This window comes from Accumulibacter sp., assembly GCF_029255145.1.
GTDB lineage: Bacteria > Pseudomonadota > Gammaproteobacteria > Burkholderiales > Rhodocyclaceae > Accumulibacter.
Genome location: NZ_JAPUVQ010000067.1, coordinates 13,564 through 28,108, shown reverse-complemented (window position 1 = coordinate 28,108; position 14,545 = coordinate 13,564). Strand labels below are relative to the sequence as shown.

The 14,545-nt window shown below is 62.8% G+C and carries 14 protein-coding genes; 3 read left to right on the top strand and 11 right to left on the bottom strand.

Annotation, left to right across the window (positions count from 1 at the left end):
- Positions 1 to 402 precede the first annotated feature (402 nt).
- Positions 403 to 2,577 carry a catalase/peroxidase HPI gene (katG, locus tag Q1L50_RS07150; protein ID WP_300337100.1) on the top strand — a complete coding sequence of 725 codons (2,175 nt, stop codon included), beginning with the start codon at positions 403 to 405 and terminating at the stop codon, positions 2,575 to 2,577.
- Positions 2,578 to 3,243: 666 nt separating this feature from the next.
- On the top strand, positions 3,244 to 3,669 hold the full coding sequence (locus tag Q1L50_RS07145; RefSeq protein ID WP_300337098.1) for a DUF2721 domain-containing protein: 426 nt from the start codon (positions 3,244 to 3,246) through the stop codon (positions 3,667 to 3,669).
- 128 nt (positions 3,670 to 3,797) lie between these two features.
- Here Q1L50_RS07145 and rocF read toward each other — a convergent pair whose 3' ends face one another.
- Both rocF and Q1L50_RS07135 read right to left on the bottom strand, forming a co-directional pair.
- Complete coding sequence (gene rocF / locus Q1L50_RS07140) at positions 3,798 to 4,721, bottom strand: arginase (RefSeq protein WP_300337096.1); 924 nt, start codon at positions 4,719 to 4,721, stop codon at positions 3,798 to 3,800.
- A gap of 28 nt (positions 4,722 to 4,749) precedes the next feature.
- Positions 4,750 to 5,856 (bottom strand): ornithine cyclodeaminase, encoded by a 1,107-nt coding sequence (locus tag Q1L50_RS07135; RefSeq protein WP_300337095.1) that lies wholly within the window; start codon positions 5,854 to 5,856, stop codon positions 4,750 to 4,752.
- Between the two features lie 134 nt (positions 5,857 to 5,990).
- Between Q1L50_RS07135 and Q1L50_RS07130 the strand changes: the two genes are divergently transcribed.
- On the top strand, positions 5,991 to 6,413 hold the full coding sequence (locus tag Q1L50_RS07130; protein WP_300337093.1) for an Lrp/AsnC family transcriptional regulator: 423 nt from the start codon (positions 5,991 to 5,993) through the stop codon (positions 6,411 to 6,413).
- Between the two features lie 151 nt (positions 6,414 to 6,564).
- Here Q1L50_RS07130 and Q1L50_RS07125 read toward each other — a convergent pair whose 3' ends face one another.
- From Q1L50_RS07125 to Q1L50_RS07085, 9 genes are all read right to left on the bottom strand, one after another.
- On the bottom strand, positions 6,565 to 7,347 hold the full coding sequence (locus Q1L50_RS07125) for an ATP-binding cassette domain-containing protein (protein WP_300337091.1): 783 nt from the start codon (positions 7,345 to 7,347) through the stop codon (positions 6,565 to 6,567).
- A gap of 14 nt (positions 7,348 to 7,361) precedes the next feature.
- Positions 7,362 to 8,096: an ABC transporter permease gene (locus tag Q1L50_RS07120; RefSeq protein ID WP_300337089.1), complete on the bottom strand. Its 735-nt coding sequence runs from the start codon at positions 8,094 to 8,096 to the stop codon at positions 7,362 to 7,364.
- An 11-nt stretch (positions 8,097 to 8,107) separates the two neighbouring features.
- Positions 8,108 to 8,800, bottom strand: coding sequence for an ABC transporter permease (locus tag Q1L50_RS07115; protein ID WP_300337087.1), 693 nt, complete (start codon positions 8,798 to 8,800; stop codon positions 8,108 to 8,110).
- Between the two features lie 86 nt (positions 8,801 to 8,886).
- Complete coding sequence (locus tag Q1L50_RS07110) at positions 8,887 to 9,678, bottom strand: ABC transporter substrate-binding protein (RefSeq protein WP_300337086.1); 792 nt, start codon at positions 9,676 to 9,678, stop codon at positions 8,887 to 8,889.
- Between the two features lie 224 nt (positions 9,679 to 9,902).
- Complete coding sequence (locus tag Q1L50_RS07105) at positions 9,903 to 10,739, bottom strand: 3-keto-5-aminohexanoate cleavage protein (protein WP_300337084.1); 837 nt, start codon at positions 10,737 to 10,739, stop codon at positions 9,903 to 9,905.
- Between the two features lie 13 nt (positions 10,740 to 10,752).
- Complete coding sequence (locus Q1L50_RS07100; protein ID WP_300337083.1) at positions 10,753 to 11,151, bottom strand: hotdog domain-containing protein; 399 nt, start codon at positions 11,149 to 11,151, stop codon at positions 10,753 to 10,755.
- A gap of 10 nt (positions 11,152 to 11,161) precedes the next feature.
- Positions 11,162 to 11,902, bottom strand: coding sequence for an OAM dimerization domain-containing protein (locus Q1L50_RS07095; protein WP_300337081.1), 741 nt, complete (start codon positions 11,900 to 11,902; stop codon positions 11,162 to 11,164).
- A gap of 1 nt (position 11,903) precedes the next feature.
- Positions 11,904 to 13,460: a lysine 5,6-aminomutase subunit alpha gene (locus Q1L50_RS07090; protein WP_300337080.1), complete on the bottom strand. Its 1,557-nt coding sequence runs from the start codon at positions 13,458 to 13,460 to the stop codon at positions 11,904 to 11,906.
- Positions 13,460 to 14,542 carry a hypothetical protein gene (locus Q1L50_RS07085; protein WP_300337079.1) on the bottom strand — a complete coding sequence of 361 codons (1,083 nt, stop codon included), beginning with the start codon at positions 14,540 to 14,542 and terminating at the stop codon, positions 13,460 to 13,462. The genes Q1L50_RS07090 and Q1L50_RS07085 overlap by 1 nt, the downstream gene beginning before the upstream one ends.
- Positions 14,543 to 14,545: the final 3 nt, after the last annotated feature.

Genomic DNA, 14,545 nt, shown 5'->3' with positions numbered 1-14,545 from the left:
TGCGCGAAAGTTCGTAGGCAATCGACTGATAGCGGTCACCCTTGGCCTCGATGCCGCGCTCGTTCGATGGACCGAGGGGGGCGCTGAGCATTCCGGCGTCGCTTGAATGTCAACACACTCTAGGCCACTTGAAGCTGGGAAGCACCGTCAAAGATCAGGTTTGCGCCGTCAAAGGAATCGGACTGCGTCCAGACGTATTGACCCAGCCGATCGATGTCCAGGAAGGCAGCGCCTGGATGCTACGCAAGGCGTTCCAAGATCCAGCCCAGCGGACAATCCAGGAGGATAGCTGCATGCTATCAAAAAGATTGTCTTAATCAATTGGCAACATCAAGCAGGATCTTCTAGCATGAGGGCGTTGTTTCTTGTCAACCTCGCACAGCAGGAGAGAGAAAAATGGCTATGGATGGAAGTCACACAATAAATGGCGGGCAATGTCCGGTGATGCACGGCGGTGCCACGTCGATTGGTACGTCCAATATGGAGTGGTGGCCGAAAGCCCTGAACCTCGATATCCTGCACCAGCACGATACAAAGACCAATCCGATGGGCCGGTCTTTCAACTATCGACAAGAGCTGATGACGCTTGACGTCGAAGCGCTGAAGAAAGACCTCAAAGCTCTGATGACCGACAGCCAGGATTGGTGGCCTGCGGACTGGGGACACTACGGCGGCCTGATGATCCGCATGGCCTGGCACTCTGCCGGCACTTACCGCACGGCTGATGGCCGTGGCGGTGGCGGCAGGGGTAACCAGCGCTTCGCTCCGTTGAACTCTTGGCCAGACAACGTGAACCTGGACAAGGCACGTCGTCTGCTCTGGCCGATCAAGAAGAAATACGGCAACAAGCTCAGTTGGGCGGACCTGATCATCCTCGCCGGCAACATGGCCTACGAGTCGATGGGCCTGAAAACCTTCGGTTTCGGTTTTGGCCGCGAAGATATCTGGCATCCTGAAAAGGACACCTACTGGGGCTCCGAGAAGGAGTGGCTGGCGCCGAGTGGCAGCGCCAACAGCCGCTACTCCGGCGAGCGCGATCTGGAAAACCCTCTGGCTGCCGTGATGATGGGGCTGATCTATGTCAACCCGGAAGGCGTTGACGGCAAACCCGACCCGCTCCAGACCGCCCGCGATGTGCGCGTAACCTTCGCACGTATGGCGATGAATGACGAGGAAACCGTTGCCTTGACTGCGGGTGGTCACACGGTGGGCAAGTCTCACGGCAATGGCGATGCCAATCAGCTGGGCCCCGCTCCTGAGGCAGCCGATGTCGAGGATCAGGGTCTGGGCTGGATCAACAAGACTGGCAGAGGGATTGGTCGCAATACCGTCACCAGCGGTATCGAAGGTGCCTGGACGACCCACCCGACCAGGTGGGACAACGGCTACTTTACCCTGCTGCTCAACCATGACTGGGAACTGAAGAAGAGTCCGGCCGGTGCCTGGCAGTGGGAACCCATCGACATCAGGCAAGAAGACAAACCGGTTGATGTTGAAGACCCTTCGATCCGCTGCACCCCGATCATGACCGACGCCGATATGGCGATGAAGATGGATCCGGAGTATCGGAAGATTTCGGAGCACTTTTACAAGGATCCGGATTACTTCTCGGAAGTTTTTGCGCGAGCCTGGTTCAAGCTGACCCACCGCGATATGGGCCCGAAGTCACGCTACATCGGTCCGGACGTTCCGCAGGGAGACCTGATCTGGCAAGATCCGGTGCCCGCAGGCCGCAAGGACTATGATGTGGCGGCCGTCAAGGCGAGGATCGAAGCCAGCGGCCTGGCCATCGGTGAAATGGTGTCTACTGCCTGGGACAGCGCTCGCACCTTCCGTGGTTCGGACAAACGTGGTGGCGCCAACGGTGCACGCATCCGCTTGGCGCCGCAAAAGGACTGGGATGGCAACGAACCAGAGCGTCTGGCCAGGGTGCTGGCCGTGCTGGAAGGCATTGCGTCGCAGACCGGCGCCGCCGTGGCCGATGTCATCGTGTTGGCGGGTAATGTCGGCGTCGAGCAGGCGGCCAGGGCTGCCGGCTTGAACGTTACCGTGCCTTTCACTCCGGGGCGCGGCGATGCGACTCAGGACATGACCGATGTCCAGTCATTCGAGGTGCTGGAACCCGTGGCTGACGGCTACCGCAACTGGCTGAAGAGAGGCTATGTTGTCAGCGCCGAGGAATTGCTGCTCGACCGCACGCAATTGATGGGTCTGACGGCCCATGAGATGACAGCGCTGGTCGGCGGCATGCGTGTTCTGGGCACCAATTACGGGGGCAGCAAGCACGGCGTGTTCACCGATCGCGAAGGTGTTCTGACGAACGACTTCTTCGTCAACCTGACAGATATGGCCTACACCTGGAAGCCGGCAGGCAAGAACCTGTATGAAATTTGCGACCGCAAGACTGGTGCGGTCCGGTGGACGGCGACCCGGGTCGATCTCGTCTTCGGCTCGAACGCTGTCCTTCGTGCCTATGTCGAGGTTTATGCGCAAGATGATAACCAGGAGAAGTTCGTGCAGGACTTTGTAGCGGCTTGGGCGAAGGTCATGAACGCTGACCGCTTTGATCTGGGCTGATTTCGTCAGCGGCAGCACGTTCCCCACACAGGGAACCGTTTCCAGTGTGAGGAATTGTCCCTTGGATTTGGTTGTGGGCGATCGCGTCGGCCGAGAACGTGTCAGTGAGTAGTCGTCGGGGAACGGCTTCTGGCCCTTGTTGCCTGGCGGTCAGCAGGTGGCTGGCCGACGGACAGCAACGGGTCGGAAGGGTGAGTAGCGTTCTCCAGCAACCGTTCACCCGGCGTCACCGACCCGGTCGTTTTCCACGAACCCGGTCGAACGGCGGCAATGCGGCGTAAAGCTGACGCCGATGGCGCGTTCCGCCAATGAGGGCAGTGGCCAACAAGCCGAACGTCAAGGCCAGTCAGCGACCGGCAGATCGCCTATTGATGGCTGACCGCCACCATCCCGAAGGCCGAACCCCTCGTCCTGGTCGGTTCCGCGCGTCAAGGAGCACGCGTGGATCTGCCTTGAGTATAAACACCGTGCGCCGCGCGCGTGGGCCACGGCGACCTCACCAGCCTTCCACGATCTTCCGGTCGGTTCCGCTGCGGATACCCCGCAACGGCTGCGCGACCCTCGGTCCACTTCGAGATCGCCATGGCCAATTTGTCGACGGAACAGCCTGTTGACCATGGCAAACTAGCAGAACATTCGCGTTCAAAGGGAGGCCATAGCCGGCTGATGGAACCACATCTCAGCGACATCTCCCGCGTCATCCAGCTGGCGGTTGCACCGGTCTTCCTGCTGACGGCAATTGCCACCCTGATCAACGCGATGAACACCCGTTTGGGGCGCATTGTCGACCGCCGGCGAGTCGTCCAGACGCGTCTGAAGGAAGACGAGCAGCCCGAGGCTCTCGCCGAGCTGGCGCACCTCGCCCGCCGCACCCGACTGGTCTATTACTCGATCTTCTGTGCCGTCTTCGCCGCCCTGCTGGTCTGCCTGGTAGTCGCCGGAGCCTTTCTGGGCGCACTGGTCGCGGTCAATCTGTCGCAGATGGTGGCATCATTGTTCATCGCCGCGATGCTGGCGATCATCGCCGCACTCGGTCTGTTCCTGCGCGAGATCTATCTTGCCGTACGCGCAGCCGCCCACGAGCGCCTCTAGTTTCGTCGTCGACGGGCCGCCGCTGGCCGGCAGCGGCCATCCGGTCGACGCTGCGCGGGACGGGCCTTTTCTTGCGCCTTTGCTCACCCCCAGCTGGCCAACGATCGTCGCTATCGACCAGACACCGCCTACTGGTGCAGGCGCATCAGCGTGCTCTTGCCGAACAGGCTCTCGACCAGGTCCACCGCCAGCTCAGCAGTCATGTTCCGCAGATCGAGTGCGGGATTGAGTTCGACGATATCGAGCGAGCACAGCCGCCCGGTATCGGCGATCATTTCCATGCACAGTTGCGCCTCGCGATAGGTCGGACCGCCGCGTACCGTGGTACCCACTCCGGGTGCGATCTCCGGGTCGAGGAAGTCGACGTCGAGGCTGACGTGCAGGTGCGTTTCTGCACCGACGCCGGCCAGCGCCTGCTCCATGGTGACGCGCATGCCGACCTCGTCGACGTAGCGCATGTCGAAGACTTCGATGCCGAGTTCGGCCAGGAAGCGCTTTTCACCTTCGTCGACACTGCGAATGCCGATCTCGCGGATCTCGTGCGGCGAGATGGCGGGCACATGGCCGCCGATTTCGATCAGTTGCGATGGGCCGTGACCGCACAGGCAAGCCCCCGGCATGCCATGGATGTTGCCGCTGGGGGTCATCGTGGCGGTATTGAAATCGGCGTGCGCGTCGAACCACAGCACGCGAAGATTCTTTCCGGTCTCGCGGCAGTGCCGCGCGACGGCGCTGACCGAGCCGATGGCCAGACAGTGGTCGCCGCCGAGCATGATCGGCAGGCGCCCGTCTTTCAGTTCGGCATGCACCGCCGCGTGCACGCCACGGTTCCAGGCGACGACTTCGGGCATGTGGCGAAAGCCGTTGACCGCGGGCAGGTCAGGATTGGCCGGGCCGATCAGGTTGCCGCAGTCCCTGACGTCGACGCCAAACTGGGCGATCGCCCTGGCGATACCGGCGACGCGCAGCGCCTCGGGCCCCATGCTGGAACCCCGCGTTCCGGCGCCGACGTCGGTGGGAACGCCGATGAGGCTCACCGGAAGCGTGGTCATTGAAGTCTCCGCCCTGTTCGTCAATGAATCATGCGGCGGCCGCTACGGCAGCCAGAACCGGCCCCCGGGCGCCGCGATTCTCGGCAAGGAAGCCGAACAGGTTCTTCGGGTCGGCCAGGGTCGGGATGAGCGAGATAGTTTCCGTCATTTTGAGTTCCGCCGCCACATCGCGCATGTAGCGCAGTGCGGAGTAGTCTTCGAGGGCGAAGCCCACCGAATCGTAGATGGTGACCTGATCGGCGCTGCTGCGACCGACCACCCGGCCCGTCAGGACCTGCCAGAGTTCGGTGACCGGGAAGTCAGCCGGCATCTGCTGCATGTCGCCTTCGATGCGCGACTGCGGTTCGAACTCGCAGAATACCGGGCCCTTGCGCAGCACGCCGGCGTGCAACTCGGTCTTGCCCGGGCAGTCGCCGCCGACGCCGTTGATGTGCATGCCGGGTTCGATCATCTCCGGCGTCAGGATGGTGGCGTTGGTCTTGTCGGCGGTGACGGTGGTCACGATGTCACAGCCTTTGACCGCGCTCCTGGTGTCGCCGAAGCGTTTGCTCTGCAGGCCGAGGCGGTCGAGGTTGGCGACCAGTTTGTCGGTGGCAGCGGCGTCGATGTCGAAGAGATGGAAGGTCTGGACACCGAGCAGGTGGTGGAAGGCCAGCGCCTGGAACTCGCTCTGCGCGCCATTGCCGATCAAGGCCATGGTCTTGCTGTCCGGACGCGCCAGGGCACGTGCCGCAACCGCCGACATGGCGGCCGTACGGATCGCCGTGGTGATCGTCAGTTCGCTGACCAGCACCGGCACGCCGGTGGCCACGTCGGCGAGCACGCCGAAGGCCATTACCGTGGGCAGATTGTAGCGATGGTTGCCCGGGTGACCGTTGACGTACTTGAAGGCATAGGTCGTGGCATCGGCCACCGGCATCAGTTCGATGACGCCGACGTCGGAGTGATTGGCCAGGCGGGCACACTTGTCAAAATCGTTCCAGCGCCGGAAATCCTCTTCGATGTACGCAGCGACACCGGCGATGCATTCGGCGACGCCCTTCCGGTTGATGACTTCGGCCGCGCGCTCGGCACTCAGAAACTGCGTGCTGGCACGTCGGACGGCTTCTTTCTTGAGTTTGCGGTGAATCGACACGGCTGTCTCCTTGTTTTTGAGTATTGCGATGAGGCAATATTGAACGAAGTCGACGCCAAACAGAATCACTAATTTTGTGTCACTTTGGCCAGAATACTGGCAAAGTGAACGCATCAAATGACGGATTGATCAAGATGGATGCACTTGACCAGCAACTCATCGGGCTGCTGCGCACCGATGCGCGCCTGACGGTCGCCGCACTGGCGCACCGTCTCAAGGTGTCGCGCGGGACGATCACCAACCGCATCACCCGCCTCGAAGATGACGGTGTGATCGTCGGCTACACGGTGCGCCTGCGGCCGGACGCGCGACCGAACGAGATCCATGCCTGGATGAGCATCGCGGTGGAAGGCAACGAGACCCGCGCGGTCATCGCCAGCCTCCTCGGCGAACCCGGCGTTGCCGAAATCCACGATACCAACGGTCGCTGGGACCTGCTCGCCGGCCTGCGGGCGGCCAATCTGTCGGAACTCTCGTCGGTGCTGGAGCGGGTCCGTCTGATCAAGGGGATTCAGAGTACCGAGACCAGTATCCATCTGCAGACCTATCGCGGGTAACCGCTTTGGCACTGGTCCGGCCCGGGTGTCGCGGCGACCTTCCCTTCGAGTCGCGCCTGCGGAAAAGGCTGCCGGAGGTTGGCCAGCAAGCTCCGTCAACGCATGATGCGCAGCAGCCGATCGCCGCCTGGCGACCGTTTCGCGCCAGCCGCTACTTGAGGTTGCCCGACAGGAATTGCTGCAGACGTTCGCTGTTTGGCCTGGTCAGCACTTCCCTGGGGTCGCCTTCTTCCTCGACCCGCCCCTGATGGACAAAAACAACGTGATTCGCGACTTCGCGCGCAAAGCCCATTTCGTGCGTGACGACCAGCATCGTGCGACCCTCTTCGGCAATCGACCGCATCACCTTGAGGACTTCGCCGACCAGTTCCGGATCGAGGGCCGAGGTCGGTTCGTCGAACAACAGCGCCTCGGGTTCCATCGCCAGGGCCCGCGCAATCGCCACCCGCTGTTGCTGGCCTCCCGACATGTGCGCCGGGTAGGTGTCGCGGAACTTCCACACGCCGACGCGTTCGAGGTAACGTTCGGCACGTTCCATCGCCTCTTTTTTCGACAGGCCAAGCACGTGGATCGGCGCTTCGATGATGTTTTGCAGCACCGTCATGTGGCCCCACAGGTTGAAGTGCTGGAAGACCATCGACAGACGGGTGCGGATTTTTTGCAGTTGCTTCGGGTCGGCCACCTTGAGTGCATCCTTGCTGCCAGGAAGCAGCTTTACCTCCTCGCCGGCGACAATGATCCGTCCGGAAGTCGGCTGCTCAAGGAAATTGATGCAGCGCAGCCAGGTGCTCTTGCCGGAACCGGACGAGCCGATGATGCTGATCACGTCACCCGAATTGGCGGTGAGCGACACGCCCTTGAGGACTTCATTGTCGCCGTACTGCTTGTGCAGGTCCTCGACACGGAGGAGTTCCTTGCTCGCCTTGTGGGTCATGGCAGTCTTTCCGATCAGTCTTTTTTAGCACTGGCACTGCGGCGCGGTTGCAGATGGGCAAGCCAGCGGTTTTCAGCGACTCGGAACAGCCCGACCAGGATAAAGGTCACGGCAAGGTAGAGCAGTCCGGCAAAAATAAAGGCTTCGAAAGGCGCGTAATGGCGTGAATACACATTGCGTGCCGCACCGGTCAGGTCGACCAGCGTCACCGCGCTGGCGATCGCCGAGCCTTGCAGCATCAGAATCACTTCGTTGCTGAGCGGCGGCAGCGCCCGGCGCAAGGCCGACGGTAGAATGATTCGGCGCAGCGCCGTGGCACGCGTCATGCCCATTGCCGTGGCGGCCTCGACTTCGCCGTGCGGCGTGTTGCGGATCGCGCCGGCAAACATTTCGAGCTGGTAGGCGCAGGTGTTCAGGCTGAACGCCACCAGGGCGCAGAAATAGGCGTCGCGGAACAGCAGCCAGAACGGGTTGCCGGTTTCCCACATGCCCTGTATCCATTCGCTCTGACCGACGCCATAGTAGACCAGCAGCAACTGGACGAGCATCGGCGTGCCACGAAAGAAGTAGGTGTAGGCGCGCACCGGCGCGCTCACCCAGGGGTTCTTCGAGACACGGGCGATCGACAGCGGAACAGCAAAGGCGAAACCGACGACGAGGGCGATGGCCGTCAGCTGCAGAGTCATCCACAGCCCGCGCCAGAATTCGGGCAAGCTGCCGGTAACAACGGTCAGATCAAACCATTCCATCGCTCGCTCCCCTAGACGTTCGCTTCCCGGACGCCGACGTTGTAGCGGCGTTCAAGCCGTTGAAACACGGCGTTCGAGACGCTGGTCATCGCCAGGTACAGGACGCAGACCGCGAGATAGAACGCGAACGGCTGGTGCGTCGTACGGCCGGCCTGATCGGCCAGCCAGGTCATGTCGGACAGGCCGATCATCGAGACGATGGCGGTGCTTTTGAGCAGGACCAGCCAGTTATTGCCCATGCCCGGCAGCGCGTAACGCAGCATCTGCGGGAAAAGGATGCGCCAGAAAACCTGCCAGCCGCTCATCCCGTAGGCACGGCCGGCTTCCATCTGGCCGACCGGGACAGCTTGAAAGGCGCCGCGAAAGGTTTCAGTGAAATAGGCGCCAAAAATGAAGCCGATGGTCAAAACGCCGGCGGCAAAGGCGTTCAGCTCGATCATTTCCCATTCAAGACGGTCGCTGACCTGATTGAGCAGGACCTGGCCGCCGTAGAACACCAGGAGCATCATCACCAGATCCGGGACGCCACGGACGACGGTGGTATACAAGGCGGTCCACCAGCGTAGCGGGGCGATCTTCGACAGCTTGCAGGCGGCGCCGAAGAGGCCCGTGCTGACCGCCAGCAGCAGCGACAGGATGGCCACCTTGAGAGTGACCCAGGCACCGGCCAGCAAGCTCGGTGAGTATTCGATCAGGGCATCCATCGGCAAGTGCTCCCTCGGGTCGGGGGCCGGGCCGCCAGCGCCTGCCGCGCTGGCGGCCGGCGCTTCACAGCCAGGCACTACTGCCATTACTGCCCGTAGATATCCATCGGGAAGTACTTCTTGCGGATCTGGTCGTAGGTGCCATTGGCACGGACCGCGACCAGCGCCTTGTTGAGCTGCTCCTTGAGGTCCTTGTCCTTCTTGCGGACGGCGATGCCGATCCCTTCGCCGATGACCGCGCGCTCTTCGGCGTTCTTGCCGAAGTACTGGTCGCCTGCGACGCTGAAGCCAGCGCCTTCTGGCTTGGTCAGAAAACCGCCGTAGGCTTCCCAGTAGTCGGCAAAGCTGGCATCGACGCGACCCGACTTGAGGTCCAGGTAGGCTTCATCCTGCTTGCCGTAGCGAACCACTTCCACGCCCTTGCCATCCCAGTACTTGGTGGCGAAGTTGTCGGAAACCGTGCCGCGCTGAACGGCAACCTTCTTGCCCTTCAGGCTGGCCAGATCCGGTCGCAGCGGTGACCCGTCCTTGGCAATCAGGACAACCGGCGAGGCGTAGTACTTGTGGGTGAAGTCGACCTTGGCTTTTCTTTCCTCGGTGATCGACATCGAGGCGACGATGGCGTCGAACTTGCGCGCCATCAGGGCGGGGATCATGCCGTCCCATTCCTGCTTGACCCAGGTGCATTTTGCCTTCATCTCGGCGCACAGGGCGTTACCGATATCGATGTCGAAGCCCTTCAGGGCGCCGTCGGCAGATACTTCATTGAACGGCGGGTAGGCCCCTTCAGACGCCATGCGTATGTCCTTCCACTCTTTGGCCGAAACACCGGCAGACGAGAGCGCCAGGAGCGCCGACAGCAGCAGGACTTTTTTCATTCTCTGGTTCCTCCAAGGTTGAGACAGCGAAATGGTGGCAAGAAAGCCAGTCATGATCAACGGTTTTCTTCGCGCATAGTACAACGCTTCAGACCTGCGGCAACGAAGATTGCGACAAGGCGAAGAAATGCGAAACGCTTGTCGGCCGAGGAATTGGCGCCGAGACGTCGTGACGGATTCTGCCGGACGCATCCATCGTGCGCCGGCAGTGGTCGCCGAAAGGCCTAAGGCACCCTGACCGGCAACCGGCGCGCGAGCCCGAGGATGGCGCGTGCTTCGTCGGGTGTCGCCACCGGACGCTCCATTTCGCGGCTGACCCTGGCGATGCGGGCGACCAGCTGGGCATTGCTGGTGGCCAGTTCCCCCTTGCGGAAGAAGACGTTGTCTTCGAAGCCGACGCGGACATGACCACCCAGAACGATCGCCATCACGGCCAGGGGCAGCTGCGCCGGCCCGATGCCGGCCACCGTCCAGGTCGCACGAGGCGGCAGTTGCGAGCGCAGGAACATCAGCGACTCGGGTGTTCCGGCCATGGCGCCGGGAACGCCGAGAACGAAGTCGACATGAACCGGCGAATCGAGCAGTCCCTGCCTGATCCAGCGCTCGGCGGTGGCGAGCATGCCTGAATCGAAGATCTCCAGTTCGGGCTTGACGCCCAGTTCCTTCATCTTCCGCGCGAACCACTTCATCTCCGCTGGATGGTTGACAAAGACGTCACCGCCAAAATTGACCGAACCCATCGACAGCGTGGCCATTTCCGGTGCCACGGCCACCGGCGCCAGCCGCTCCGCGGGCGTCATGCCGACCGCACCGCCGGTCGACACCTGAACGATCACGTCGCAACGGGCGCGGATCGCCGTGATGATCTCGCGATAGACGACCGGGTCCTGGGTCGGCGTGCCGTCGGGACGACGCGCGTGCAGGTGAACGATCGACGCGCCCGCCTCGACGCAGGCCTCGGTTGCGGCGGCGATCTCGTCCGGCGTCAGCGGTAGCGCCGGCTGCTGTTCGCGGGTGACTTCGGCGCCGGTCACCGCAGCGGTGATGATCAGCTGGTCCATTGCCGCGCCGTTTTCAGCGCTGGCTGCGCTGGCAGTCGGCCGGAACCACGCAGGTACCGGAAGCTCGGCAGACGACGATCGGCTCGGTGAGCACGTCGGCGGCCGACGGCTGAGCGGCGATACCGGCCGAGGCGATAACCTTGCGCGCCTCGAAGACCATCTTGCGCGAGGTCCGGCCCATCGACACCATACGCCCGCTGGCTTCGATGAAGTCGCCGGCATGGACCGCGGCGAGAAACTCGACGCTGTCGTAGGCGACGAACAGGCCTTCGTCGCCGTCGCTGCGGATCAGCAGTTCGGTCGCGACATCGCCAAACAGCTGCAGCATCTTCGCGCCGTCGACGAGTCCGCCGGCATAATGGGCATCGTGCGCGCTGATCCGCAGGCGTATCAGGCTGGTGGGTTCCGGCATGGCGATTTCCTCAGGCTGCATTTCTCTTGCTCCATTCGTGGATGGCGAACGACGCGACGTCTTCGGCATAGGTCCTGGTGCCAAAGCCGGCGTCGTAACCGAGTTCCTTGGCCAGCTCGTGACTGATCCGCGGGCCGCCGACGATCAGGATCACCTGGTCACGCAAACCTTCGGCTTCGAGCAGATCGGCGAGCCTGGTCAGGTTGTCGAGGTGGATGTTCTTCTGGGTCACGACTTGCGACACCAGAATGACGTCGGCCTGTTCTTCGATGGCCCTGGTGACCAGATCTTCCGAATCGACCTGCGCGCCGAGGTTGATGGCGCGCATGTGGTGATAGCTCTCGAGGCCCTTGTGGCCGTTGTAGCCCTTCATGTTCATGATCGCATCAATGCCGACGGTATGGGCATCGGTTTCGATGCAGGCACCGATGACCACCATCTTGCGGCCCATCTTGTCGGCGATCAGACGGTCGATGCGATCCTTGTCGAGGGTCTCGAACTCGGGCCGGGAGACGGTGATTGTCGACAGGTCGAGCTGATGCGTGCACTGGCCATAGACGATGAAGAGGCTGAAGTCCGGACCCATCGCCTCCGCGTGCGCCACCGCGGGATTTTCGAGGCCCATCATCAGGGCCAGTTGCCTGGCGCCTTCCCTGGCGGCGTCGTCGAGGGCGACCGGCAGCGTGAAGGAGAGTTGGACGCGGCCGTCGTTGAGGGTATCGCCATAGGGCTTGACCAGTCGTTGGGCCATCTCAGTGCCCTCCTTCAAACATCAGATGCGGGAATGGGTTGAAGTAGTCGCCGGACTTGGCGATCACGCCATCGAGACCCTTGCCGCCGTCCGGCTGGCGCGAGATATCGGCAAAGATGCCCTTGCCGATGGCTGCCGGCAGGCCGATGCCTTCGATCTGCGCCAGAAGCTGCTCGGTCTCGGTGAGCACGGCCTGCGCACGACGCTCGATCTGACCGCCGCGCTTGAACTCGATTTCGGCGTGCAGATCGCGCATGCTGTTGAAGACGTACCTGGCGTTCTGGATCGCCAGGAAACGGTCCTGGATGAACGGTGTGTGGATCGCTTCGGTCATCATCCCGAGCAGGTGGATGTCCTGCTGCGTCACCGTGCTGACGACGTTGAACAGCGCGTCCTGGACGTGGCCCCTGAAAATGTTGCCGGTCATGTGTTTGGTCGGCGGCATGTACTTGAGCGACGCGTCGGGGAACACCTGACGGACCAGCTGCGCATGGGCAATTTCCCAGAGGAAACCGTTCTCCATCCCGGGATCGATCTCGAAGGCGTGACCCAGCCCCATCTGCTCCGGCTTGAGGCCCGACAGACAGGCAAACTGCTCGTTGATCAGTTGCGAGGCGAGCACGGTATGCGCCGCTTCGCGGGCGTCGGCGGTGGTCAGGTAGTTGTCTTCACCGGTGTTGATGATGATCCCGGCGTAGGCGTTGACCATCCGCGAGAAGAACTGGTCGATGAACGTCCGCTGCATGTTGATGTCGCGGAAGATGATCCCGTACATCGAATCGTTGAGCATCATGTCGAGCCGTTCGATCGCGCCCATGACAGCGATCTCCGGCATGCACAGACCCGAACAGTAGTTGGTCAGGCGAATGTAGCGACCAACGCTGGCACCCGCCTCGTCGAGCGCCGAGCGCATCAGGCGGAAGTTTTCCTGGGTGGCGTAGGTGCCGCCGAACCCTTCGCTGGTCGCGCCGTAGGGCACATAGTCGAGCAGGCTCTGGCCGGTCGAGCGGATCACGGCGATGATGTCGGCGCCCTGTTCGACAGCGGCGCGCGCTTGCAGCACGTCTTCGTGGATGTTGCCGGTGGCGACGATCAGGTAAAGCCACGGCCTACGGCTTTCGCCGACCGATTCGATTTCGCGATCCCGGTGTGCGCGCTGCCGGGCGATGTGATCGCACATCTTGCGCGCTTCGGCGGTGGTGGCCGCGCGCAGCGCCGCTTCATCCTGTTCATCCTGGCAGCGTCCGATCGTCAGCGTGCCGGCGGCGACCGCTTCGGCGACCTGCTGCGCCGTCCAGCCGCGTTCGATCATCGCGCCGACAACGCTCGTCGCGGCACCGTGTTGCAGCAGATCGTGCTCCTGCAAATGGCTGACCAGCCGGTTGGGGAGCGGCACCATGTTTTCATCGACGCCATCGACGCCGAGCAGACGAACGGTGGCGCGCTCGACGGTGGTGGTCGTGAACGGCTTCGTTTGCTCGAAGACACGGCGAGCGATGCGCCGTGCCGAGTCCCGGGCGCGGTCGATTTGTTCCTGGTCGAGATGCAGACGCGTCATCAACAGACTCCTGTTTTGGTAGGTGCTCGTTCGAGAATCACGTCGGCGACCTGATGTTCGGGAAACGCCAGACGGGCTGCGCCGAGAAGCTCTTCGGCGACGAGATGGCCGCCATGCGGCGAGCAGGGATTCACGGTGATGCCGGCAATGGTGATGCGCCGAGATGCCAGCAGGCTGCCGCCCTGGTTGCGGAAACGCGTGATATCGGCGTGTTCGATGAACAGCTTGGTGCCGTCGGCAACGACCAGCGTCAGCCCGGGGTGCCTTGCGAGGAGCGCGTCGATGATCAGCCAGAGCGCCCTGCCGACGGCGCCGCTGACGGCAATCGTGGCGACTTCCCGGCCGGCAAAGGCGAGCAACGCCGGTCCGGCGTTTAGCGTCGCGATGTCGGCGCGAAACAGCGGCCTGCCGGCGCGATCCCAGATGCCGACGCCCCGGTGCCCGAAAACGGCAGCGCAGCGCGCCAGAATCTCCGGACCAGCCTGGGGGATGTCCAGAATGGCCAGCCGGTCGCGGGTCTTGCGGATGACATCCGGAACGCCGCCGCCGAGGGCCGCACCGGTGGCCAGAATCATTCCCTCGGCGATCGCTGGCGAAGCGTGCTGGCTACGACCAAGGGCTCCGTCAAGGACGATCAGTGCGCAACCGCACTGCCTCAATTGCGCGAGCACTTCTTGCTGATCGGAACCGCGCGACGCGCCGGCGACTTCCATCGCGCCGTGCTCCAGCGCCCGGACGATGACGATCTCGCCCATCGGGCTGGCCAATCCCGTGCCGGCGAGCAGTTTCCATCGCGCCTTGGCGCGCGGCAGCGTGTGGCGGGCGGTGGCGACGATGCTACCCGGCCAGACCAGCACCGGCGGTTTCGGGATGGAGAAGACCTGATCGCGTTCTTCTCCGTCGCGCCCGATCGAGGTCACGCCAGTGGCCACGCCATCCCTTGCAGCGCAGACCAGGAGATGATTCAAGGCCACCGTCTTGCCGGTGTTCTTGGTCATCCCGACGACCGCCAGCGTCGTCAGACGACGTTGGCGAATCCGGTGCCAGAGGGCGCTGCCGCTCGTGGCTGCCTGCCGGTTCACGTG

Bases quoted from the DNA above. Each gene is read 5' to 3' on its own strand.
- Q1L50_RS07145 (WP_300337098.1), top strand. From the start codon at position 3,244: ATGGAACCACATCTCAGCGACATCTCCCGCGTCATCCAGCTGGCGGTT.
- Q1L50_RS07125 (WP_300337091.1), bottom strand. From the start codon at position 7,347: ATGACCCACAAGGCGAGCAAGGAACTCCTCCGTGTCGAGGACCTGCAC.
- Q1L50_RS07100 (WP_300337083.1), bottom strand. From the start codon at position 11,151: ATGCCGGAACCCACCAGCCTGATACGCCTGCGGATCAGCGCGCACGAT.
- Q1L50_RS07110 (WP_300337086.1), bottom strand. From the start codon at position 9,678: ATGAAAAAAGTCCTGCTGCTGTCGGCGCTCCTGGCGCTCTCGTCTGCC.
- Q1L50_RS07095 (WP_300337081.1), bottom strand. From the start codon at position 11,902: ATGGCCCAACGACTGGTCAAGCCCTATGGCGATACCCTCAACGACGGC.
- Q1L50_RS07130 (WP_300337093.1), top strand. From the start codon at position 5,991: ATGGATGCACTTGACCAGCAACTCATCGGGCTGCTGCGCACCGATGCG.
- Q1L50_RS07115 (WP_300337087.1), bottom strand. From the start codon at position 8,800: ATGGATGCCCTGATCGAATACTCACCGAGCTTGCTGGCCGGTGCCTGG.
- Q1L50_RS07120 (WP_300337089.1), bottom strand. From the start codon at position 8,096: ATGGAATGGTTTGATCTGACCGTTGTTACCGGCAGCTTGCCCGAATTC.
- Q1L50_RS07090 (WP_300337080.1), bottom strand. From the start codon at position 13,460: ATGACGCGTCTGCATCTCGACCAGGAACAAATCGACCGCGCCCGGGAC.
- Q1L50_RS07105 (WP_300337084.1), bottom strand. From the start codon at position 10,739: ATGGACCAGCTGATCATCACCGCTGCGGTGACCGGCGCCGAAGTCACC.
- rocF (WP_300337096.1), bottom strand. From the start codon at position 4,721: ATGACCACGCTTCCGGTGAGCCTCATCGGCGTTCCCACCGACGTCGGC.
- katG (WP_300337100.1), top strand. From the start codon at position 403: ATGGATGGAAGTCACACAATAAATGGCGGGCAATGTCCGGTGATGCAC.